We start from the raw sequence: 22667 nt of genomic DNA on the forward strand, positions 1-22667 counted from the left end.
TCATGGCGTACAGCGTGTACATACGTACCTGCCGTGCGCCCGGCGGCGTGGGCGCTGATCCCCAACTGGTCCCCAAGGTAAGCCACCTGGCCCTCGACCCGCCCAGCCGTCTCAGACGGCTGGGCGGGGAGGGGACTGTCCGGAAAGAAACTGACACTCCCGCGCGATTGCCGGGGGCGATGCGTTCGGCGGAGTGGCACTATCGGGTGTGCTGGGTGAGGGCGAACAGAGCGCCGGTGGGATCGCGTAGGACCACGTCTCCGTTGGAGTCCTGGCGAACTTCGGTCGCACCGAGCTGTCGGGCCTGCTTGGCGTCGGTATCGGGTCTGTTGCTGGCGAAACTGACCAGCCAGAGTGATCGTTGTGCCGTTGGTTTCCCTGGCGGCGGGCTGGTGGCGGCGGTGGAGTTGCCCGGCAACCGGAACTCGGTGTGCTGGGGGTTGACGTTCCACTGCAGGGCCGGTCGGTAGAAGGCGGCGGCCTGCGCGGGGTGGTCGGTGAGCAGGCTGATGCCGGCGAAGGTGCCCGGTTCGCGGGCCAGCTGCATGCCGGTATGGGTGCCGGGTTGCCAGAGTGACAGTGGTGCGCCGACGGGGTCGAGGGTGACGGCGGCGTGGCCGAGCGTCCCGACCCGGGTGGGTGGCACGATGATCTGGGCGCCCAGATCCGTGAAGCGGGTGGCGGTGGCTTGGATGTCCGACACGGTGACGTTGATCGTCCAGTAGGGGGCGCCGGCGTCCTCGGCCGGCCCCAGGGCGGCGACGAGATGTCCGCGCAGCGTGCAGAGCCTGTAGCCGTTGGGGTCCGGTCGGGCGACGGTCCAACCGAACAGCGCGGTGTAGAACGCCGCCGTCGTATCCATGTCGGGGGTGCCGAGGTCGATCCAGCTCACGCTGTTCTCGGAGTGCCGCGTGACGTTCATCGAGATGACTTTCCGTTGAGGCCGCCTCGCCCCGACAGTGGAGCGAGGCGGCGTCCAGGGCTGACTCCGCGGCGACCTGCGGTGTCAGGTGTAGTAGGGCGAGTTCAGGTCGATGCTGGCGTCCTTGACGATGTCACCGTCGAACAGTCGTGTCGTTGCTGGGGCTCCGGCCCGGCGCGCTTCTTCGGCGAAGGGGCCCTGAGCGAAGGCCAGGGCGTTCTCGGCGCTGTCGAACTCGTAGAAACCACCGATGGTGTGGGTGCCGATCCCGGACAGCCACGTCTTGCGGATCAGGCCCGGTGCGGTCTTCAGGGCCGCATTGACCTGCTGCCAGTCGAACTGCTCGAACGGCACTGCCGCCTGGATCTCGGTGTAGAGAAACGTCTTGCCCATCAGGGACCTCCGGTGTCGGGGCCTGTCCAGCCCACGCTACTAGTACGTGCGTCCTAGTGAGGTGAGCATGGAATAGGATGGCCGTACTAGTCAAGGGGGTGCGATGGCCGCAGACACGAAGTCCCGCATGATCAGCGCAGCGATCGGACTGCTGCAACGCCGCGGCCTGGCCGCGATGTCCTTCACCGACGTCCTGGCCGAGAGCGGTGCCGCGCGCGGGGCGATCTACCACCACTTCCCGGGCGGCAAACACCAACTCGCGCTCGAAGCCGCTCGCCGCAACGCGGAGGACGTCCGCGGCCACCTGCACGCACTGCCGGCCCGCACGCCCCGCGACGTTGTGGAGGCGTTCCTCGGCAACGTCCGTCCCGTGGTGCAGGCGTCCGCCGCGGGGGGCGGATGCGCGGTCGCGGCGGTCACCATCGACGGCGGTGCGGCCATTGCCGACCAGAGCAGCCTGCGCACTGTCGCGGCCGAAGGGTTCACCGGCTGGACCGACGAGCTCGCCGGAAAACTCACCCACGCCGGAATAAGCCCGTCCCAGGCCTCCGATCTGGCCACCCTGATGATCGTCACACTCGAAGGCGCCCACATCCTCTGTCGCGCAGCGGGCAGCATCGCCCCTTTCGACAGAGCCGCCGCGGCCCTCCTCTCCACCCTCCCGAGCCCGGACTGACCTGGCGGCAGAGCACGACAACGTGGCGCGCTGTAACAATCACACTTCTGTCACGGCCTGAACAGGGCCGTGCGGGTTGGGTGTTGTTCTGACGCAACACTCTGACCGCACGGCCTTGTCCCCATCGTCTCTTCACCGGCCTCCAGCGCCGTCGACTCGGTTCGCTGATCGCGGAGTTGGCCGAGGCGTGGATGGCCGCCGGAGGAGGGCCGACTGCACGAGCGTCGAGGCCGCGGCCGGTTGCTTGCCGCCACTCGAGCATGTCGAGTGCGAGCTGCCATTCTCCACATGCCCGATGTCGCTGGGAATACCGCAGGGCGGCGGGCGACCTTGCTCTGGTCCGCCTTCACCGACCCGGGCGCGCGTCTCGGGCAGGAACAGCCGGCTCAGTGGTGACCGTCTCCTCCGTCGTCAACTCATCAGCTTCGCCTTCGTCGTGCATCCTGCCGACGACGTCAGGCACGCGCTGCCACTTCGGATGCAGGGTCCCGGCCGGGTCACGGCTGTCACAACCGATGTCATCGGACGCTTGCGAGGCGATCACGCCCTCCGCCCGGCGGCGCCTGCGGCGCCTTCGTCGAGCCAGCTCGGTCGCTCGGGCGGCCTCGGCAGATCGGGATCGGGATCGGTCCACTCGTTTCCCCAGGCGGCCAAGGCTGCGAGCACCGGCACCAAGGCGCATCCCTGTTCAGTGAGGAGGTACTCGAAGCGGGCGGGTTTGAGGCTGTACTGCGTGCGCCTGAGGACGCCTGCGGCAGTCAGCTCCGTCAGCCGTCGGGCGAGCGTGTTCTCGCTCATCCGCAACCGATCGCGGAATTCGTCGAACCGGCGGGCTCCGGCGAGGGCTTCACGCACCACCAGGAGCGCCCATCGTTCGCCGACCACGTCCAGTGCTCGGGCGGCGGGACAGTTGTCGAGGGCGAGGGTCGAGCGCATGTCCTCAGCTTAGCGGCTTCCATGTTGGAAGTGAACTGGTAGCCTCCCGTTACTTCCATGGTGGAAGCGACTGGGGAAAGGTGCTTCCAGATGCAGAGACTTCGTCAGGCCGGTATCGAGGTTGCCCATGGGGTGTTCCGTTTCGGAGACGGTCACGTCAACTGGTACGTCATCGAGCAGGAGGGCGCCCTGACCGTCGTGGACGGCGGTATGCCCAGCCACTGGCCCGCACTGATGGACTGGCTGACGAAGCGGGGGCAAGGTCTGGACGCCGTTCGGGCCATCGTGCTCACCCACGGACACGCCGATCACCTGGGCATCGTCCGCCGGCTCTCCGACGCCACCGGCCGGCCGGTGCACATACACCCGGACGACGAGGCGCTGGCCAAAGGCGCCCGACTCCACACCCCACCCCGCCGTATTCGGCGAAACCTGTGGAAGCCTCACGTCTTTGCACTCAACCTGAACTGGGCACGCGCGGGCCTGTTTACCGTCCCGCCGATCCTGCACGCCGAGTGCTACACCGATGGGCAGCGTCTCGACGTACCGGGATCGCCTCGGGCGATCCACACTCCCGGCCACAGTCCAGGGAGCAGCTGCCTGCTGCTCGCCGACCGAGACGTCCTGATCACGGGAGACGCCCTGGTGACCCTCGACGTCGTCACCGGCCGACGTGGCCTGGGAATCATGCCCGGCACCCTCAACGACGACCCCGAACAGGCATTGGACAGCCTGACCGCTCTGGCCGGAATCACAGCCACGACGCTGCTCCCCGGCCACGGCGAGCCCTACACGGAAGGCGTGCCCACAGCTCTCGCGGCGGCCCGTCGACACGGCATCGACTGGAGGACGCCGGCCGCAGGCGCACACGGCCACACCCATTGACCGCAGCCCGTCCGATCGAACGCACTCGGCGGTGCCGCGGTCGCCGTCGGCGGTTCCGATTGCTACTTGTCCCTGAAACCGGATTCAACCCTGGTGAGAGGCAGCACGGCAGGGCACGCGGTGGGTACGTCTGGTTCTGGGTGGGCTCTCTTTCTCCATGGTCGGTCACGACGGCGCCCTGCTGCTGCCCGGCGGACCAAGCTCCGGACCATTCCCGGACCAACGACGGGCTGCGTACCACCGCCGATCGCGGCCGCGCGGCAGTCACGACGCGGCCGAGGGGGCGCTGCGGAGGTTCCTGGAGGGCGAGGCCGGCGGGTTCAACGCCGACTCGAACCAGAGCGTCGCCGACTACCTGACCGTCTGGCTCGCCGCCAAGGCCCTCGTGCTCAAGCCGACCGCCATCGCCCGTTACCGGGACTACGTCCACAACGATCTCGTCCCGGCCTTCGGGACCCTGAAACTGGACGAGCTCGGACACCGGCACATCGCCGCGTTCGTCACCAGCGAGCTCGCCGCCGGCCGCGGCCAGACCACCCTCTACCGCTGCCTGGCCACCCTCTCCAGCGCCCTCGGCGCCGCCTTCCGCCAACACCGCCTCGCCCACAACCCCGCCAGCCCCTCGGCCCTTCACCGTCCACCGTCGCCAGAGCGGCGGAGCTGGACCGCGGACGAGGCCGTCCGCTTCCTCCAGCACTGCCATCAGGCAGACCCAGACATGGCCGACCTGTTCGAGTTCCTCATCAGCACCGGCATGCGCAAGGGAGAGGCCCTCGGTCTGCACCGGTACGACGTCCACCTGCCCGAACGGGTTCTCTACGTCCGCTGCGAAGCCGGCGTTCCCCGCATCACCGTCCACGACCTGCGACACCTCGGCGCCACCATCACCATCACCGCCGGCGTCCCGCTCACCGTGGTCTCCAAGACGCTGCGGCACTCCACCCTCGACCACCGCGAACATCTACAGCCACCTCACCCAACAAGCCGCCCGCGAAGCCGTCGACACCATCGACCACACACTCACCGGAGCCGAGAAGACCGGCCGCCGGACGGACCGGCCGGCGTGGCTGCAACCACCACGCGACCACATCCAGCGCCTCCACGAAGCCCTCCACCGGCTCCGCTCCCCCGCCCCGCCCGCGTTCAGCACTATGGCGGACAAGCCCCGAACCGGGCGTGCGACCACACTGCGACCACCAGGACTCCGGGCATGGAAAAGGCCGCCCTCTCACGGATGAGAGAACGGCCTCCGACCTGCATGAAGCATGGTCGGGACGACAGGATTTGAACCTGCGACCCCTTGACCCCCACCGGCTCCCATAGGTCGCCACAGGTGAGGCGCTCGGCACAGCGAACGGTGCAACAGCGTGCCGTCCGCGGCGCGGGACGGTCCAGGTGCGCGGCCGGTGAGCCGCGGCGCAGCCCCGCGTCAGGCCCCGGCCGCTCTGGCTCCCGCGATCACCTCGGGCCGCAGCAGGGCGGCGAGCCTCTCGGCCGGCAGCAGGCCCCTCTCCAGGACCAGCTCGGCCACACCCCGGCCACTGGCGAGGGCTTCCTTGGCGATGTCGGTGGCGGCCGTGTACCCGATGTGCGGGTTCAGGGCGGTCACCAGGCCGATGGAGTTCTCAACGGTGGCCCGCAGCTTCTCGGTGTTGGCGGTGATGCCGGCCACGCAGCGCTCGGCGAGGGTGAGGCAGGCCGCGCGCAGGTGGATGACGGACTTCGACAGCGAGTGCAGGATGACCGGCTCGAAGGCGTTGAGCTGGAGCTGTCCGGCTTCGGCGGCCATGGTGATGGTGATGTCGTTGCCGATCACCTCGAAGGCGACCTGGTTGACGACCTCCGGGATCACCGGGTTGACCTTGCCGGGCATGATGCTCGAGCCCGCCTGCACCGGCGGCAGGTTGATCTCGCCGAGTCCGGCGCGCGGCCCGGAGGACAGCAGGCGCAGATCGTTGCAGGTCTTGGACAGCTTGACGGCGACGCGCTTGAGGACGCCGGACATCTGGACGAAGGCGCCGCAGTCCTGGGTGGCTTCGACCAGGTCGGCCGCGGTGACCAGGGGCAGCCCGGTGATGTCGGCGAGGTGGCGACGGGCCGACTCGGCGTACCCGGCAGGGGCGTTGAGGCCGGTGCCGATGGCGGTGGCGCCGAGGTTGATCTCGTGGATGAGTCCGAGGGCCTCCGCGAGCCGGCTGCGGTCCTCGTCGAGCATGACCGCGAAGGCGGAGAACTCCTGCCCGAGGGTCATCGGTACGGCGTCCTGCAGCTGGGTGCGGCCCATCTTCAGCACGTCGTGGAACTCGGCGGCCCGGCGGGCGAAGGCGGCTTGCAGGACGGCCATGGCTTCGAGCAGGCCGCGCACCGCCGAGGCGGTCGCGATCCGAACGGCGGTCGGGTAGACGTCGTTGGTGGACTGGCCGAGGTTGACGTCCTCGTTGGGGTGCAGGTGCCGGTACTCGCCCCTGGCGTGGCCCAGCAGCTCCAGCGCCCGGTTGGCGATGACCTCGTTGGCGTTCATGTTGGTCGAGGTGCCGGCGCCGCCCTGGATGACATCGACGACGAACTGGTCGTGGAGCTTGCCGCCGCGTATCTCCTGGCAGGCGGCGACGATCACGGCTGCCTTCGCGGGCTCCAGCAGGCCGAGTTCCTCGTTGGCGAGGGCTGCGGCCTCCTTGACGGCAGCGAGGGCGTCGATCAGGTGCGGGTAGGCGGAGATGGGCGTCCCGGTGATGGGGAAGTTCTCGGTGGCGCGCAGGGTGTGGACGCCCCAGTAGGCGTCGGCGGGGACTTCGCGGTCTCCGAGCAGGTCGTGTTCGCTGCGGGTGGCGGCGGTCATGGGTGTGCGGCCCTCTTCCTGAGGTGGGTGGGTCAAGGTGGTGAAAGGGGATGGAGTCAGGCGGTGGCGGGGACGCTGGGCGGGTTCAGCGCCGCCACCGGCCGGATGCCGCCGACGGGCCGGCCGCCGCCGGTCATCGGCTCGCCCTCGAACCCGGCGAGCAGCCGCGGCTCGACTCCCGCCCGGGCGAGGGCTGCGGCCGTCACCGGGATGCGCGCCCGGTCCGCCCCGTCGGCGATCTTCACTGCAACGGCCCGGCCGTCGGGCAGCGCGGCCACCTGGACGCCCTCGAAGCCGTCCTTGGCCAGCAGCCCGGGCACCGCGCGCATCAGCTGGGCCGTGTCTCGCCCTGTGCCGGAGGCCATCTCCGGGTGGACGCGCAGCGCGTCCGCCACCCGGCGCCCGGCGGTGTCCGGACCGGCCGTGGCGATACGGGCGGCGGCGCGGGCCAGGCCGTGCAGGGACACTGCGAACAGCGGGGCTCCGCAGCCGTCGACGGTGACGTTCGCGATGTGCTGGCCGGTGAGTTCCTCGACGACCTCGGCGATCGCCCTCTGAAGCGGGTGGCCCGGGTCGAGGTAGCTCTCCAGGGGCCAGCCGGCCAGCTTGCACAGGTACAGCATCGCCGCGTGCTTGCCGGAACAGTTCTGGGCGAGCCGGGAAGGCCCGCGGCCCTCGCGCACCCAGGCATCCCGGACCGCCGAGGCGTACGGCACGTCGGGGACGTTGCGCAGGTCGTCCTCGGTGAGGCCGGCCAGTTCGAGGATCAGCCGGGTACCTGCGAGGTGGTGCTCCTCGCCGGAGTGGCTGCCCATCGAGAGGGAGAGCAGGGCGCCGTCGAGCGGCAGCCCGGCCCGCACCATGGCGAGGGCCTGGACCGGCTTGAGGGCTGAGCGCGGGTAGCAGGCGACCTCGATGTCTCCGATGCTCAACCGGACGTCGCCATTACCGCCGAGGACGACGACGGATCCGTAGTGGACTCCCTCGATCACGCCGCCCCGGGTGACGTGGGCGACGGGTGCATGCTGGGGCTCGCGCATCGCGGGCGCGTCCGCGAGGAGACTGCTGCGCATCACTGCCTCGTTTGGTGGTGGGTTGCTGCTGACCGGGGTGGCCGGCGGCAGGCCCGGCCCGGGGGGACGGGCCGCGCCCGCCGCCCGGCTCAGCCCTCGCTCTTCGCGGCGGCGCGCGCCACGCGGCCGCGGACGGCGTACCAGCCGGCGACCAGCGCCGCGGCGATCAGTGGCACGCACAGCACGGTGGTGCGCGCCGCTCCTCCGTCGGCGTACATGAGGACCAGGACGGAGGCGAGGAAGGCCAGTGTCACGAGTTCGGTCCACGGGGACCCGGGCAGGCGGTAGGAGGGACGGGTCAGTTCGCCGTCACGGGTCTTCCGCCAGAAGAAGAGGTGGCAGACCATGATCATGCCCCAGGTGGCGAGGATGCCGATGGCCGCGAGGTTGAGCACGATCTCGAACGCATCCGCCGGAACCACGAAGTTGAGCCCGACGCCGAGGACGCACATGCCGCTGGTGAGCAGGATGCCGCCGTAGGGCACCTGGGTGCGGCTGAGCCGGGCGGTGAAGCGCGGGGCGGAGCCATTGACGGCCATCGAGCGCAGGATGCGGCCCGTGGAGTAGAGGCCGGAGTTGAGCGAGGACATGGCCGCGGTGAGAACGACCAGATTCATGACGTCGCCGGCCGCCGGGATGCCGATGTGGGAGAGCACGGTCACGAACGGGCTCTGGCCGGCGCTGTAGCTGTTCCACGGCATCAGCATCGACAGCAGGACGACCGAGCCGACGTAGAAGAGGCCGACGCGCCACATGATCGAGTTGATCGCCTTCGGCATGATCTCCTCGGGATTCTCGGTCTCACCGGCCGCGACTCCGACCAGCTCGACGGAGGCGTAGGCGAAGACGACGCCCTGGATGATCAGCAGCATGGGCAGCAGGCCGTTGGGGAAGATCCCGCCGTTGTCGGTGATCAGGGACGGACCGGGCACGGCGTCGTCGATGGGGTGCCGGGTGACGAGGAAGAAGATCCCGATGGCCATGAAGACGACCAGCGCGCCGACCTTGACGATGGCGAACCAGAACTCCAGTTCGCCGAAGATCCGCACCGAGATGAGGTTCACGGTGAGGACCACGGCCAGGGCTATGAGCGCGATCACCCACTGCGGGACGTCGGAGAACAGGCGCCAGTAATGGGTGTAGGTGGCGACGGCGGTGATGTCGGCGATGCCGGTGGTCGCCCAGTTGAGGAAGTACATCCAGCCCGCGGTGTACGCGCCCTTCTCCCCGAGGAACTCCCGGGCGTACGAGACGAAGGCGCCGGAGGACGGCCGGTACATGACGAGCTCGCCGAGCGCGCGTACGACGAGGAACGCGAAGATCCCGCAGACGGCGTAGGCGACGAACAGTGAGGGGCCGGCGTCGGCGAGGCGTCCGCCCGCGCCGAGGAAGAGCCCGGTGCCGATCGCACCCCCGATGGCGATCATGTTGACGTGCCGGGGTGTCAAGGACTTGCTGTAGCCGGTGTCCCCGGCGTCCACGTGACGGGTCGTGGGGCGCTTCTCGTCTTTGAGGAACTGCTCGCTCACGCCTCGGGTCTGCCTTCCGTGGAGGTGGCCGCGCGCTGGGGGCGCACGATTTCTGTGAGGGTCGTCTCGACCCGCAGGAGGTGGTGGGACATGGCCTCCACCGCGTCGTGCTCGGAACCGTCGGCCAGCGCCTCGAGGATCGCCCGGTGCTCGCAGTTGGACTGCTCGCGTCGGCCGCCCAGTTCGTTGAGGAAGGTCGACTGACGCGCCAGTGCGTCGCGGATCTCCTCGATGACGCGGCGGAAGACGGGGTTGCGGGATGCCTCGGCCACCGCCAGGTGGAAGACGGTGTCCATCGCCACCCACGCGGTGGTGTCGGTCTCCTGCTCCATCCGGTCGAGCAGATGGCCCAGATGGTCCAGGTCCTCCGGGGTGCGGCGCAGCGCGGCGTACCCGGCGACCGGGATCTCGACGTGCCGGCGCACCTCCAGCAGGTCGCTGGCGACGTAGTCGCCGAAGGTGGGGTCCTCGACCGTGTTCGCCAGGACGAACGTGCCCTTGCCGCTCTTGGAGGCCGTCAGGCCGATGGCTTGGAGGGCTCGGAGCGCCTCCCGCAGCACGGGCCGGCTGACCTCCAGGGCCCGGCACAACTCGGCTTCGGAGGGAAGCTTGTCGCCCACGACGTACTCACCGCGCTCGATGGCGCTGCGCAGGTGGCCGAAGACCGCTTCCATCGCGCTGACGCGCCGCGGGGCCTGGCCACCTGTCTGGCTGTCTGACAGGTTCACGGTGTGATCTTGATGGGTGCGCCGGAGGGTGTCAAGACACCTGTGTCGGGAAAGTCCGGCCCGGCGAGTTTCGTACCGTGCGCACTTTCCGTCCTGCCACCGAAGCCGCCCGATCGGTGTCTGCGGCGGAACCGGCGGCATCCACCAGGGCGTGCACCACCGGCGTGTCGACACCCATCTCCGGATGCCACTGGACGCCCACGGCGAAGCGGTGCCGGGTGCTCTCGATCGCCTCGACGGTGCCGTCCGCCGCACGGGCTGCCACGATGAACCCGGAGCCGAGGCGATCCACGGCCTGATGATGATGCGTGGCGACCTCGCGGGTCCCCGGCAGGAGGGCGCCGATCCGGGTCCCCGGCGCGGTGGTGACGGTGTGGGCACAGAAGTGGCCCCGGCAGGGGTTGTGGCCGTGATGGCCCACCCTGTCGGGCAGTGAACGGAGCGTGAATCCACGCGAAATGCGCCAAGTTGACGGCGGCCGCACGCGCGTAGACCGGGTGATGACGCCAGGTCTCCCGGCGTGTCCGACTACCGGACGCGGTGGCTGAAAGTTAAACTATTGTGTGACGGGCGCCCTACGTTTGCGGTGGTTGACGTTCCAGCGAGAGGAAACCCCTCATGACCGCCGCCGACAGTGCGCCGCGAACGGCCCGCGTCCTCACCGGCTACCGCCCCGAGGACGGCTTCATGGCCGTGGAGCTGGACCCGCCTCCGGGCGAGTACGTATGGCACGACGAGCACGCCGAGCAGCAGGAGCAGCGCTACGGCCCGGGTGCGGGCTACCACCAGTGGCTGGCAGTGGACGCACGCGACGGCGCCGTATGGTTCGGCGACATCGACTGGCGGGCCCCGTCCGAAGACCTCGGCAGCCAGCTCCCCGGCCTCCCCCGCAGGGCACTCGGCGACGGGGCCGTCCCGGCCTCCGGAAGCATGGTGCAGCTGCTCGGCCACCTGACCCATGACGAACAGCGCGGCTGCTCCTGGCGCTTCTTCACCGCTGAGGAACTGCACGCGCTCGCTCTGCGCATACTCCCCGCCGTGCAGCGGCTCGTGGACTCCATCCACCGCATCGGACCGGACGACGAACTGGAGTGGTCGGCCGAGGCCGCCACCGCCTGGGACGACATCGAGCAGGCCGCGACCCACACCTTCGACCCCTCCGGCGATCTCCGCTGGCCCAGGCTGCGCACGACACCGATCCCTGCCTGGCGTGTCGAGGTCGGCGCGTTCCTCGCCATGAACCCCGGTCTGTGCGATCCCTCCTGGGGCCTGGCCACGGACGCGGAACTCGATGCCTACGCCGACTACAGTCCCGAGAGCGGCTATGGCGGTGTACCGGGGCGGATGTGCCGCGCCGCCGACCGGCAGATCGAGGACGGTTTCACTTTCTACGGCCACCGTGCCGCCCTGTACGCCTACCGCGCGCAGGCGTGCGGCGACCGTGTTCCGACAGACGCCCGCGTCTGGCTGGAGACGACAGAGGCGGGTCGGGGCACCTGGGAGGCGGCCAAGCCCCCCGGGGCCACCCTCGCCGACGTCCCCGACTGCGTGCTGGCGGCCTTGGCCGAAGGGTTCCAGAACTCCGCGCACGAGGAGGGTCTGGTCCTGACGGGCCTGGACGCCCATCTGCGCCGGTTGCGCGCCGAGGAACGCTCCGCCGTCGACCAGCAGCTCGTCCGCGAAGCCGAGGAAGCCGAACGCCTCGAGAACATGCTCAAGGACTTCCGCGCGGCACGGAACCGCACCGTGACACGGATCCTGGCCTGGTCCGATGGGCGCAGCGACGGGGAAATCGCCCGCCTGGCGTCCATGCCCGACGACTACGTCAGCGACTGGCGGGCCCGCCTGACCGACGAACAGACGACGGCCACACCCGCAACCTAAAGCATGTGCGGCGAAGACGGGGCACCCGCTCCGCAGCCTCACCCCGACCGGCTTCCACCCCACCGCCAGCCAACCCCAAAGCGGGCGTGCTACCACACTGCGACCACCAGCATTCCGGGCATGGAAAAGGCCGCCCTCTCATGGATGAGAGAACGGCCTCCGACCTGCTAAAAGCATGGTCGGGACGACAGGATTTGAACCTGCGACCCCTTGACCCCCAGTCAAGTGCGCTACCAAGCTGCGCCACGTCCCGATACCCGCTGACCTGGGGTTTCCCCTGGCCGAACGCGCATGAGAACGATACCGCATTTCAGCGGGTGGTCGCGCGCACCTTTTCCGCTACCGCTTCCACCGGTACCGCGTCGGCCACGTCCGCCGGTCCCGCGCCGTGCGGCGGGCCGCTTCTCAGCCCGACGTGCCGGTGAGCTCCGGATGGGCCGCGATCAGCCGGTTCGGGGCGGCCTGGAGCCAGGAGTCGGTCAGGATGGAGCGCAGCTCGCTCGCGTCCGCCAGGGCCTTCAGGCGGATCCGGATCCAGGCGTAGTTGTCGTCGTGGCCCGGACGCACGAAGAACTTCTCCGGCTCCGCCGCGATCAGCGCGGCGCGGTCCTCCTTGGGGCACTTCACCCCGATCGAGGTGTCGTCGTCGGCGAGCGCGACGAAGATCTTCCCGCCGACCCGGAAGGTCGGCATGCCCCAGGCGAGCTTCTCGCTGCTGTCCGGGAGCGACAGCGCGATCAGGCGGACGTCCTGCGCGGTCGTGGCCATCCCCGAGACTCCTCTCCAGCCACCGGTGAACCCTCGTCCGACGACCGTAGCCCCCGCCACCGACCCTCGCGCTCACGCCCGCCGGTCCGCCGCGCGGTCCTGCGCCCGGCCCGCCTGCGCCCCGTCCACCTGCGCCCCGTCCACCTGCGCCCCGTCCGCCTGCGCCCGGTCCGCCTGCGCCCGGTCCGCCTGCGCTCCGTCCGCCTGCGCCCGGTCCTCCCGTGCGTGCACCAGCGCCACCAGCTCCGCGGCCAGCGCCTTGACGGTGGCGAGCCCCGCCGTCCCCCACCGCCGCGGCACCACGTCCACCGCGCACACCGTGCCCAGGACGATCCCGCGCCGGTCCGTGAGGGGCGCGCCCAGGTACGAGCGCACCCCGCTCTCGTCGACGACCGCGTTGCCCGCGAAGCGCGCGAAGTCCCGTACGTCCTCCAGCACCAGCGCCCGCCGCCGGACCACCACGTAGGGGCAGTAGCCGTGGTCGCGGGCCAGGACCCGCGCCGGGTACCCGCCGGCCGGGGACTCGGCCGCGTGGTGCAGCCCGGCGAAGAACTGCCGTTCCTCGCCGATGAAGTTGACCCCGGAGTGCGGGGCTTCGAGCACGTCGGCGACCCGCCGCGCGAAGGCGTCCAGTTCGGCGTCCGTCCGCTCCCCCAGACCCAGCTCGCGCAGCCGGACGGCGCGCGCGGGTGCCTCCCGGTCCACCGGCGTGAGCAGCAGGTGTCCGGTCGATTCGTAGTACGTCATGGCGGTTCCCCCGACTCCGAAGACGAAGAGCTGACTGTGGCCGTGGCTGTGGCCCTGGCTGTGGCTGTGGCTGTGGCTGTGGACATGCAGAGGAGGTGGCGGACCAGGGCCGCCAGTGCGCCCGTACCCGAACTGGTCAGGCGCGCGTCGCACCGTACGACGGGCACCTCCGGCCCGAGCCCCACCGCTTCGCGGACCTCCTCGGGCGCGTAGCGGTGGCCGTCGTCGAACTCGTTGACGGCCACGATGAAGCCGATCCCGCGCCGCTCGAAGAAGTCCACGGCGGGGAAGCAGTCCTCGAGGCGGCGCGTGTCGGCGAGCACCACCGCCCCGAGCGCGCCCGCACACAGCTCCTCCCACAGGAACCAGAAGCGGTGCTGGCCCGGTGTGCCGAAGAGGTAGAGCACGTGGCGCTCGTCGAGGGTGATCCGGCCGAAGTCGAGGGCGACGGTCGTGGTGGTCTTCGCCTCGACGCGGTGCGTCGGGTCGGCGGCCGAGCTGAGGTCACTGAGCAGTTCCTCGGTGCTCAGCGGTTCGATCTCGCTGACCGCGCCCACGAAGGTGGTCTTGCCCGCGCCGAAACCCCCCGCGACCAGGATCTTCAGGGTCGCGGGGGCCGCAGCGGGGGCTTCACAGGCGTTTTCGCAGGCCATCGAGGACCGCCCTCAGGAGTGACTGGTCGGTGGCGGCGAACCCGTCGCCGCCGATGCCGGGGAATCGCGGTGCCTGCGCCATGACGGCCCCGTGTTCCATCAGATCGGACAGCAGCACCTTCACCACCGCGGCCGGCAACCTCAGCTGCCCGGCCACCTCGGCGACGGTGACCGCGGCCGCGCCGGCGCAGAGCCGTAGCACGAGGGTGTGCTCGGCCCCGAGCGGGATGCGCGGGCGCACGCCGGTCGCGGTCACCAGCGAGAGCAGGTCGAGCGCGACGCCGGGCCGGGTCCGCCCGCCGCTGGCGGTGTACGGGCGCATGACCCGGCCCGCCGAGTCGTCGAGCCACGGTGTGTCCCGCCCCTTCGCGTACGCCCCCGTGGCGCGGACCCTCATCGCTCCGGGTCGGCGGTGGGCCGCCGCGGCGGGGCCGCCAGGTACGGACGGACGCTCTTGACCAGCATCGCCATCTCGTAGCCGAGCACCCCGGCATCGGCCTCGCGGTCGGCGAGTACGGCCAGACAGGTCCCGGATCCGGCCGCGGAGACGAAGACGAGCGCGGTGTCGAGCTCGACGACGACCTGCCGTACCTCCGCGCCGGCGCCGAACCGGGAGCCCGCGCTGCGGCCCAGCGAGTACAGGCCGGAGGCGAGGGCCGCCAGGTGGTCGGCGCTGTCGGCGTCCAGGCCGTGCACGCAGGTGACGAGGCCGTCAGCGGTGAGGAGTACGGCGCTGCGCGTGTACGGCACGCGCTGCACCAGGCCGCTGAGCAGCCAGTCGAGGTCCGAGAGCCGGGTGCCGGTCTTCGTCGCCACTTCGCCGCCCATGGGGGTGTGCTCCTTGCTGAGGTGAGGTGTCGGGGTCATAGCTGGTTCTCCGACTGGGCGAGGCCGAAGCCCCGTTGGAAGGCGGCCATCAGGCCCGGATCGTGCAGTGGCTGCTCGGCGTCCGCAGGCGGCCGCGGTACGGGGGCCTCGCGCAGCTGCGGTGCCAGGTGCTGCTGCGCCCGCCGCCGGGGCAAAGCGGGCCGCTCCTCCCCGACCTCGGGCTCGCCGCCCCGCTGCAGGGGCAGCAACCCGGCCGCCTCCCCGCCGCGCGGCCCACCCCGCGCCCGCACAGCACCCCCGGCCCAGGTCTCACCCCCGGCGCCCGGAGCCGCTCCGTCTCGGGGCACGGGCCCGTCCGGGGCTTCGGCCCCCGGGCCCGTCACGGCCCCGGCCGAAGCCGGATCCTCCGCCATCGCCGAGGCGCCAGCCCCGGTCCCGTCGTCCGGCCCCGAGGGGGCGGGGGCCACGGGTCCGCCCCAAGGCTCGGCCGAGGCCGAATCCACACCGCCCGGAGCGGCTCCGTCCCGGGGCGGGGGCGGGGCCGCGGCCGGGGCCCCGGGCCCGGACCGGGCCCAAGGCTCGGCTGAAGCCGCATCCGCATCTCCCGGACCTGCTCCGCCCCAGGGCACGAGCCCCGGCCGGAGCCCGCCCGGGGTGTCAGCCCAAGGCTCGGCCACCGAGCCGGTCACGGCCGTGGAGGAAGCCGGGTCCTCCGCACCCGGCGCGGGCACGGCCATCGCCGAGGCGCCCGCCCAGGACTCGGCAGCAGCGGACGTCGGCGCAGACGCCAAGGGGGGCACGGCCCCTGTCCCGGGTCCGGCAGAAGCCGGAGACCCCGGTCCGGTCACGGCCGTGGCCGAAGCCGGGTCCCCCGCTCCCCGAACGGGGAGCCGAGCAGGTGCCGCAGGGGCCGAGGCCCCAGCCCCGTCACCGGCCGAGCCGTCAGCGGCCTCGGACCAGGCCGTGGGCTCGTCCCTGGCAACAGACCAGTGGCCGGTCTCCGGCACCGGCTCGGCGCCCGTCCCGGCCCCGGCCGAAACCGGGTCCCACGCTCCCCGAGTCGGGAACGGCGCGGGTGCGGCCCAGTCCTCGGCGGAGCCCGCCGTGCCTGTTGCCGCGACGGCCTCGGGCCACGCTGAGTGCCCGTCCCCGGGCACGGCCCGGGGCCAGGAACCGGCCTCCGGCGCGGGCATCGACGCGGCCTCGGCCCCGGCCGAAGCCGGGTCCCCCGCACCCCGCGCGGCCTCGGGCCAAGGCTCGGCACCCGGGTCGGGCACGGCCTCGGACGAAGCCTGATCCCCCGCACCCGGCGCGGGCATCGACGCGGGCTCGGCCCAGGCCTTGGCACCCGGGCCGGTCACGGCCGTGGCCGAAGCCGGATCCCCCGTACCCCGCGCCGGGAGCGGCGCGGCCTCGGGCCAGGGATCGGCCCCGGCCGGAGCCGGGTCCCCGGCATCCGGCGCGGGCTCGGACCAGGCCTCGGGGGCCGGCGCGGGCTTGGGCCGGGGGGGCGCCGCAGCGTCGGGCTCGGGGTCGCGTGGGGGTGGGACGGCCCGGGTGGGTGGGCCCGAGCGCGGTGCGGGAACCGCCAGGGGCGGCGGGCCCGGTGCGATGTCCGGGGCGGCCGGGGCGCGTTGTGGGGTCGCGGGCCAGGGCTGCGGCGCGGGAACCCGTTCCAGGCGGGGGGCCGACCGGGGCTCGCCCGTGCCCCACGAGGTCGGCCGGGAGCCGCCCGCCGCGTCGGCGGCGCTCGGCGCCTCCGCGCCCAGCAGCTCCTGCGGCAGCACCAGCACGGCGAGCACGCCGCCGTAGATGTTGGACTTGAGCTCGACGGCGATCCCGTGCCGGCGGGCCAGCGCCGACACGACGAACAGCCCGATCCGCCCGTCCGCGAGCAGGTGCCGGACGCTGATCTGGTCGGGGTCCCCGAGCAGGGCGTTCATCCGGTGCTGTTCCTCCACCGGCATGCCCAGCCCCCGGTCCTCCACCTCGACCGCGATCCCCGCGGTGACCCGCTCGGCGCGCAGCACGACATCGGTGTCGGGCGCGGAGAACACCGTGGCGTTCTCGACCAGTTCGGCCAGCAGGTGCACCACGTCCGCGACGGCGTGTCCGCGGACGCTGCCACCGGCCGGGGGCACGACCTTGACCCGGGTGTACTGCTCGACCTCCGCGACCGAGGAGCGGAGCACCTCGCTCAGGTCGATCGGCCGTGTCCACTGGCGGCGGGAGGCGGCCCCGCCCAGCACGGCGAGGTTCTCGGCGTGCCGGCGGATCCGGGTGGCGAGGTGGTCGACGTGGAAGAGCTCCTTGAGCAGGTCCGGGTCCTCGACCGTGTCCTCCAGCTCGTCGAGGAGCGCGATCTCCCGGTGCACGAGGGATTGCAGGCGACGCGCGAGGTTGACGAAGACCTCGACCGTGCGCTCGCTGTCGGACGGCGTGGCCGGTCCGGCCAGCCGTACGAGGGTCGCGTGCGCCTGTTCCCGGGCGCCCCGCAGCTCCTGCGAGAGCAGCCAGAACTCGTCCACGCCGGCCGGATCGCCCCCGACGAGCGGCCCGGTCGGCCCGCCCCGCACCGGGCGGGGCGGGGTCTCGCCCCGTTCCAGCAGGTCGGCGGCGGTACGCAGCTCCTGGCGGCCGCGCACGCTGGAGCGGCGCAGCGCCTCGCAGCGGTCCCGTACGGCCTTGGCCCCGCGCTGGGCTCCGAGCAGGGCCGCGGCGAGGGCCCCGACCACCAGCAGGGCACAGCCCGTGAGCACCGGCCAGAGCCGGGCGTCGCGGTCGCCCGCACCCCCGCCGAGCTGGAGGGTGAAGATCACCGCGGCGGCCCCGCTGAGCCCGGCGGCCAGCGTGGGCAGGACGGCGGCGCGCACCAGCTGGGGCCGTATCTGCCGGCCGGGACCGGTGACGGCGTGTCTCGACGGGGCGTGGCGGGCGGCGCGGAGTCCGGACATCGGCGTCCTCGGTACGTTCGGTACGTGGGGCCCGGCCCCCAGCGTTCCGGGGCCCGGTGTTGATCACCGGATACCCACGCTAGACCCCGCCGTCCCGCCCCGGAACGCCAGTTGGGGACTTCGAGGGGGTGCTTCCCGCTCCCGGTGGAGCGCTCGTACAACCGCCCGAATGCGCCGCCCGCCCCGCCGCCGCCGGGACGGGCGGCGGTGACGTCAGGACCCGACGGCCTCGGTCTCCTCGCGGGTCACGGCCCGCGGCCGCTCCTCCACGGTGACCGGGCTGGGGACCGCGGCCGGGGCGGTGACCGCGCCGCCCGCGACGAACGGCCGCCACCACGGCTGCGCCGGAGCCTCGTCGGCGCCCGGCTCGAACGGCTGGCCCGGGATCGGCAGAGCGATGGCCGCTCCGGCCCCCTCGGCCGCGGCCAGCGTGCCCTCGCCTGGCTCGTCCCACGAGTGCAGGGCCAGGTTGAAGGTGCCCCAGTGGATCGGCAGCATCGTTCCGTGCGGGGCGCCGCCCTGGAGGTCGAGGTGGGCGCGCATGCCCTCCTCGGGGGTCATGTGGATGTCGGGCCAGTACTCCGAATACGCGCCGATCTGGATCATCGTGGCGTCGAAGGGCCCGTGCTCGGCGCCGATCTCCTCGAAGCCGGAGAAGTAGCCGGTGTCCCCGCTGTGGTAGATCCGGTGCTCGTCGCCCGCGACGACCCAGGAGGCCCAGAGGGTGTGCTGCTGGTTGCGCAGGCCGCGGCCGCAGAAGTGCCGGGCGGGGGTGGCCGTGAGGGAGAGACCGGCGATCTTGGTGGTCTCGTTCCAGTCCAGCTCACGCAGCCGGTCGGGGGACACGCCCCAGCGCTCCAGGTGCGCGCCGACGCCGAGCGGGACGGCGAAGACCGTGTCCGTACCGGCCAGGGCCTTGATGGTGGGCAGGTCGAGGTGGTCGTAGTGGTCGTGCGAGATGACCACGACGTCGACGTCGCCCAGCGAGGCCAGCGGAACGGGCACGGGGTGCAGCCGCTTGGGACCGGCGAAGGGGAAGGGGGAACACCGCTCGCCCCACACCGGGTCGAACAGCACCCGGCGGCCGTCGATCTCCGCGAGCACGCTGGAGTGGCCCATCCAGGTCAGCCGCAGACCGCTCGCCGGCGGCTTCGCCAGCTCCGCGAGGGTGGTCGGGTACACGGGGATGGGCGCGGCGGGACCGCGCCGAACCCGCTGCTCCCGGTGGAAGTAGATCTTGGCGAACTCCGCCATCGAGCCCGCGGGCCTGTTCCGGGCACCGACCGGATTCTGGAAGACGCCGTCGGCGAAGTTCGGCGAGCGACGGATGCGCTCCAGCCGGGCACCGGACGGGTCCGCGCCGAAGGCTTCGGGCCGCAGGGCACGCAGCCGGGGACGCAGGGGACGGGAGCCGGTCAAAGCGCCTCCAGGGAGGATGGAGTAAGGGGTGGTCGTCTCTCTACGACCATCCCAACGCACACCGGCCCCGAAGGATTCCGCTGACCGCCCCCGTCCCTGTCCCGTCCCTGTCCCGTCCCTGTCCCGTCCCTGTCCCGTCCCTGCCCCCCTGCCGTCCCTTCTGTCCCCCCGTCCCCGTCCGCGTCCCGCCCGCGTTCGAACGGCTACAGCGGCAGCAGGTCGGGCCGCTTCGCCTCCACATGGTCCCCCGAGGACTCCCCACGCAGCCGCCGGCCGATCCACGGCACGAGGTGGTCGCGCGCCCACTGGATGTTGTCGCGGGTCACGTCCACCGAGCCGCGCGGCCGCTGCGGCGGCCACGGCTGGTCGGGGTCGGTCGGCACGTCCAGCCCGAGCACCTGCGCCGCGCGCAGCGCGACCCGTGTGTGCCCCTCGGGCGAGAGGTGCAGCCGGTCCGTGTCCCACGCCCGCCGGTCCTGTACGGACTTCAGCGACCACAGGTCGAGCACCGGGCAGTCGTAGCGGTCCGCGATGGCGCGCACGTGCGCGCTGTACGTCGCCACCTTGCCCCGGAGGTGCTTGAGGACCGGCACGCCCCGGGTGTCGAAGCCTGTCGTGATCATGACCTGGCCGACCGCGCCGGCGAGGTCGGCCACGGCCGCCTCGAACCGCTCCGCCACGTCGTCCGGGTCGCTGCCGGGCCGGATGATGTCGTTGCCGCCCGCGCAGAAGCTGACCAGGTCGGGCGCGAGGGCCTTGGCCCTCGGAAGCTGGTCGGCCACGATCTGGTCGAGGAGCTTTCCGCGCACCGCCAGATTCGCATAACGGAAGTCGTGCTCGTCGCGCTGATCGGCCAGGAGCACGGCGAGCCGGTCCGCCCAGCCGAGATGCGAATCCCCGGGTCCCGGGTCCCCCACGCCTTCGGTGAAGCTGTCCCCGATCGCCGCGTACGAGCCGATGGTCTTGAGTTTCGTCGTCGTCGCTGCCACGAGAACCCATCCTTCACTCCCGTAACCAACCTACGCCAACGTAATGAGGGGTTGACGGACCGTGATCTGTACCACGTGGAGGATAAGGAATAAGTACACGTGAGGCCGGGACCCCCCTCGGGCCCCGGCCTCACGTGTGTCCCTGCGCCGACGGCGGGTGCCGTCAGATACTCACGCCCTTCGAGCGGAGGTAGGCCAGCGGGTCGATGTCGGAGCCGTACGAGGGGCCCGTGCGGATCTCGAAGTGGAGGTGCGGGCCGGTGGAGTTGCCCGTGGAGCCGGAGAGGCCGAGGGTCTGCCCGGCGGTGACGCTCTGGCCGGAGGAGACGGACAGCTGGGACAGGTGGGCGTACTGGGAGTACTTGCCGTCCGCGTGCCGGATGACGACCTCGTTGCCGTACGAGCCGCCCCAGCCCGCGGAGACGACGGTGCCCGCGCCGACGGCCCTGACGGTGGTGCCGGAGCTCGCGATGAAGTCCACGCCGGTGTGGTAGCCGGAGGACCACATGCTGCCCGCGACCTTGTACTGGGTGGAGACGCCGGTGCTGCCGAGCGGGGCGACGAAGCCGGAGGCCGACTTCTGCGCGGCGGGCGCCCCGGCCTCGGAGTCCTGCTGCGCGGGGGCGGCCTTGGCGGCCGGCTTCGGTGCTGCCTTCGGCGCCGCCTCGGGGGCGGACTCCGGAGCGGCCTCGGCCTCCGCCTCGGGGGCGGCCTCGGGGGCGGCCTCGGGGGCGGGGGCGGCGTCCACCGGGTCCGCCTCACCCGGGCCGCCGAGGTGCAGCCTCAGGCCGGGGTGGATCAGCGACGGGTTGCTGCCGACCGCCTCGCGGTTGTCGGCGTACAGCCGCTCCCAGCCGCCGGAGAGGTGGCGCTCGGCGGCGATCTTGGAGAGGCAGTCGCCCGGCACGACCGTGTAGGCGCTCGGGGCGGCCTGCACGGCGGCGACGGGCGCGGCCTGCAGCGCGGCGGGGACCTGCGGGGCCACGGCGGGGGCCGCCGCGGTCGCCGCGGCCGGGGCGACGGCCGCCTGGGCGCCCGCGGCGCCCATCAGCGGCAGCGCGAGGGCCGCGCCACCGGTGCCTGCGACGGCGAAACCGCGCGATATCGAGAGGGACTTGGGACGGCGGTGCTTACCCTTTGCAGGCATGGCGAATTCCTCTCCGGCGCCTGCGAGGTGAGCTGTCGGGTTCGGACTGGAGATGTCCGGCCGTACATGTACTGGGCATGTACGTCTTCACCCCGAGCCGTCCCGTGCGAAAGGATCTCCGAAAAGATCTCCGGGACAGCGGCTTACCTGGTTCCCCCGCTCCTGCCGCGCGAATAGTCGGGTGCGGTTTCCGGGCGGCGGCAGGATTCGGCGATCCACCCGGATCGATCGCGAAGGTAAACCCTTGCGACGGCGGGGAACAAGCCATGAATTTCCTGACGGAATCACAGGAATGAGGAACCGGCGGAATTCTGGTCACCCTGCGTCCATTACCCGCCGTCAACAACCGCTCCGACGGGGCCATTCGGCATTCACGATCAGGCACTCACGGTCACCGTATGATCTGGCTCACGGAGACGCGCCCGATCTCGCCTCCGGATATGGCAAGTTGGCGCCAAACAGCTCAATTCGGACAGAATTCTCACCACGAAGCGGAGGAGTTCCCGTGACCCAGCAGATACAGGAGCCGGAGCTGACCGGAGTACGCAATTTCCGCGATGTAGGCGGATTGCCGACTTCTGATGGTCGAAGGGTCAGGACAGGACAACTGTTCCGAAGCGGACATCTCGCACATGCCACTGAAACCGATGCAGAGTTCCTCGCCTCGCTCGGCCTCCACACCGTCTTCGACTTCCGCAACGGCGCCGACCACGCGCTGGAGGGGCCGGACGTGGAACTGCCCGGGGTACGGAACGTGAACATCCCGCTCTCGGATCCGGCCGACGGCCGGGAGTTCTGGCGGCTGGTGCGCGAGGGCGACCTCGACCAGCTGCGCACGATCCTGGGCGACGGCAAGGCCGCGGCCCGGATGACGAACTCGTACCGCAGGATCATCGAGCAGCGCACCGCCGAGCACAGCCGGGTCGTGCACGCGCTCGCCGAGGACAGCGTCCCGGCCCTCCTGCACTGCGCGGCCGGCAAGGACCGGGCGGGTCTGTCGATCGCCGTCACCCTGCTCGCGCTCGGCGTCGAGCGCGAGGCGATCGTGGCGGACTACCTGGAGTCGAACGCCCCGCACCGCCGCTACCGGGTGCACCGCAGCAGCGCGTCCGACGAGGCCCGCTCCCCCGAGGTGATGGAGCTGCTCGCACCGCTCTTCGACGCCCGCGCCGAGTACCTGGTCGCCGCCTTCGAGACCATCGACGAGACCTGGGGCGGGGTGGACCCGTACCTGGCGGAGGGCCTCGGGCTGAAGCCCGAGACCCTCGGCCGGCTGCGTGAGCGACTGCTGGAATAG

At 71.7% G+C, this 22667-nt stretch carries 21 protein-coding genes, 1 tRNA gene, 1 pseudogene and 1 riboswitch; of the genes and pseudogenes, 5 read left to right on the plus strand and 18 right to left on the minus strand.

What is annotated here, in order from left to right; genetic code table 11:
• Window positions 1-199: 199 nt before the first annotated feature.
• Together IF88_RS0118065 and IF88_RS0118070 are read right to left on the minus strand one after the other, a co-directional pair.
• A complete protein-coding gene (locus IF88_RS0118065; RefSeq protein WP_030712771.1) occupies window positions 200-922 on the minus strand; it encodes a VOC family protein in 723 nt (240 codons plus the stop codon).
• A gap of 84 nt (window positions 923-1006) precedes the next feature.
• A complete protein-coding gene (locus IF88_RS0118070) occupies window positions 1007-1315 on the minus strand; it encodes a hypothetical protein (RefSeq protein ID WP_030712773.1) in 309 nt (102 codons plus the stop codon).
• Window positions 1316-1418: 103 nt separating this feature from the next.
• Between IF88_RS0118070 and IF88_RS0118075 the strand changes: the two genes are divergently transcribed.
• Window positions 1419-1991 (plus strand): TetR/AcrR family transcriptional regulator, encoded by a 573-nt coding sequence (locus tag IF88_RS0118075; protein ID WP_030712775.1) that lies wholly within the window; start codon window positions 1419-1421, stop codon window positions 1989-1991.
• Window positions 1992-2531: 540 nt separating this feature from the next.
• Here IF88_RS0118075 and IF88_RS40480 read toward each other — a convergent pair.
• Complete coding sequence (locus IF88_RS40480; protein ID WP_030712788.1) at window positions 2532-2927, minus strand: winged helix-turn-helix transcriptional regulator; 396 nt, start codon at window positions 2925-2927, stop codon at window positions 2532-2534.
• A gap of 90 nt (window positions 2928-3017) precedes the next feature.
• Here IF88_RS40480 and IF88_RS0118090 point away from each other — a divergent pair, with 90 nt between their 5' ends.
• Together IF88_RS0118090 and IF88_RS0118095 are read left to right on the plus strand one after the other, a co-directional pair.
• Entirely contained in the window at window positions 3018-3812 is a 795-nt protein-coding gene (locus tag IF88_RS0118090; protein ID WP_063754810.1) for an MBL fold metallo-hydrolase, read from the plus strand.
• A 157-nt stretch (window positions 3813-3969) separates the two neighbouring features.
• Window positions 3970-5100, plus strand: a complete 1131-nt coding sequence (locus tag IF88_RS0118095; protein ID WP_030712795.1) for a tyrosine-type recombinase/integrase — start codon at window positions 3970-3972, stop codon at window positions 5098-5100.
• A 141-nt stretch (window positions 5101-5241) separates the two neighbouring features.
• Here IF88_RS0118095 and aspA read toward each other — a convergent pair whose 3' ends face one another.
• From aspA to IF88_RS42135, 5 genes are all read right to left on the minus strand, one after another.
• The gene (aspA, locus tag IF88_RS0118100) at window positions 5242-6651 is read right to left on the minus strand and encodes an aspartate ammonia-lyase (protein ID WP_030712798.1); all 1410 of its coding nucleotides are present in this window, start codon (window positions 6649-6651) and stop codon (window positions 5242-5244) included.
• Between the two features lie 56 nt (window positions 6652-6707).
• Window positions 6708-7724, minus strand: coding sequence for an asparaginase (locus IF88_RS0118105; RefSeq protein WP_030712801.1), 1017 nt, complete (start codon window positions 7722-7724; stop codon window positions 6708-6710).
• Between the two features lie 89 nt (window positions 7725-7813).
• Window positions 7814-9253 carry an amino acid permease gene (locus IF88_RS0118110; RefSeq protein ID WP_030712802.1) on the minus strand — a complete coding sequence of 480 codons (1440 nt, stop codon included), beginning with the start codon at window positions 9251-9253 and terminating at the stop codon, window positions 7814-7816.
• Complete coding sequence (locus IF88_RS0118115) at window positions 9250-9981, minus strand: FadR/GntR family transcriptional regulator (protein ID WP_078892961.1); 732 nt, start codon at window positions 9979-9981, stop codon at window positions 9250-9252. Before IF88_RS0118115 ends, IF88_RS0118110 begins: the two co-directional genes overlap by 4 nt.
• Before the next feature lie 31 nt (window positions 9982-10012).
• Window positions 10013-10465, minus strand: coding sequence for a gamma-glutamyl-gamma-aminobutyrate hydrolase family protein (locus IF88_RS42135; protein WP_324617201.1), 453 nt, complete (start codon window positions 10463-10465; stop codon window positions 10013-10015).
• A gap of 134 nt (window positions 10466-10599) precedes the next feature.
• Between IF88_RS42135 and IF88_RS0118125 the strand changes: the two genes are divergently transcribed.
• On the plus strand, window positions 10600-11865 hold the full coding sequence (locus IF88_RS0118125) for a hypothetical protein (RefSeq protein WP_030712809.1): 1266 nt from the start codon (window positions 10600-10602) through the stop codon (window positions 11863-11865).
• Window positions 11866-12041: 176 nt separating this feature from the next.
• Here IF88_RS0118125 and IF88_RS0118130 read toward each other — a convergent pair.
• From IF88_RS0118130 to IF88_RS0118175, 10 genes and pseudogenes are all read right to left on the minus strand, one after another.
• Window positions 12042-12118: transfer RNA gene (locus IF88_RS0118130), tRNA-Pro, on the minus strand.
• A gap of 152 nt (window positions 12119-12270) precedes the next feature.
• The gene (locus IF88_RS0118135) at window positions 12271-12633 is read right to left on the minus strand and encodes an MmcQ/YjbR family DNA-binding protein (protein WP_030712811.1); all 363 of its coding nucleotides are present in this window, start codon (window positions 12631-12633) and stop codon (window positions 12271-12273) included.
• Window positions 12634-12846: 213 nt separating this feature from the next.
• A pseudogene (locus tag IF88_RS0118140) lies at window positions 12847-13380 on the minus strand (GAF domain-containing protein); the annotation flags it as partial.
• Window positions 13377-14033: a GTP-binding protein gene (locus IF88_RS0118145; protein ID WP_078892964.1), complete on the minus strand. Its 657-nt coding sequence runs from the start codon at window positions 14031-14033 to the stop codon at window positions 13377-13379. The gene IF88_RS0118145 and the pseudogene IF88_RS0118140, both read right to left, overlap by 4 nt.
• Complete coding sequence (locus IF88_RS0118150) at window positions 14011-14430, minus strand: DUF742 domain-containing protein (protein ID WP_051837095.1); 420 nt, start codon at window positions 14428-14430, stop codon at window positions 14011-14013. Before IF88_RS0118150 ends, IF88_RS0118145 begins: the two co-directional genes overlap by 23 nt.
• Window positions 14427-14861 carry a roadblock/LC7 domain-containing protein gene (locus IF88_RS0118155; RefSeq protein ID WP_030712821.1) on the minus strand — a complete coding sequence of 145 codons (435 nt, stop codon included), beginning with the start codon at window positions 14859-14861 and terminating at the stop codon, window positions 14427-14429. Before IF88_RS0118155 ends, IF88_RS0118150 begins: the two co-directional genes overlap by 4 nt.
• A 35-nt stretch (window positions 14862-14896) precedes the next feature.
• Window positions 14897-17815: a sensor histidine kinase gene (locus IF88_RS47875; RefSeq protein ID WP_051837096.1), complete on the minus strand. Its 2919-nt coding sequence runs from the start codon at window positions 17813-17815 to the stop codon at window positions 14897-14899.
• A 213-nt stretch (window positions 17816-18028) separates the two neighbouring features.
• Entirely contained in the window at window positions 18029-19234 is a 1206-nt protein-coding gene (locus tag IF88_RS0118165) for an MBL fold metallo-hydrolase (protein ID WP_030712826.1), read from the minus strand.
• Window positions 19235-19437: 203 nt separating this feature from the next.
• A complete protein-coding gene (locus IF88_RS0118170) occupies window positions 19438-20223 on the minus strand; it encodes an SGNH/GDSL hydrolase family protein (protein ID WP_030712829.1) in 786 nt (261 codons plus the stop codon).
• A gap of 163 nt (window positions 20224-20386) precedes the next feature.
• Window positions 20387-21370, minus strand: coding sequence for a M23 family metallopeptidase (locus IF88_RS0118175; protein WP_030712832.1), 984 nt, complete (start codon window positions 21368-21370; stop codon window positions 20387-20389).
• Between the two features lie 4 nt (window positions 21371-21374).
• A riboswitch (cyclic di-AMP (ydaO/yuaA leader) is annotated at window positions 21375-21593 on the minus strand.
• Between the two features lie 282 nt (window positions 21594-21875).
• Between IF88_RS0118175 and IF88_RS0118180 the strand changes: the two genes are divergently transcribed.
• Entirely contained in the window at window positions 21876-22667 is a 792-nt protein-coding gene (locus tag IF88_RS0118180; RefSeq protein ID WP_030712836.1) for a tyrosine-protein phosphatase, read from the plus strand.

This window comes from Streptomyces sp. NRRL F-2580, from assembly GCF_000720115.1.
Classification (GTDB): Bacteria; Actinomycetota; Actinomycetes; order Streptomycetales; family Streptomycetaceae; genus Streptomyces.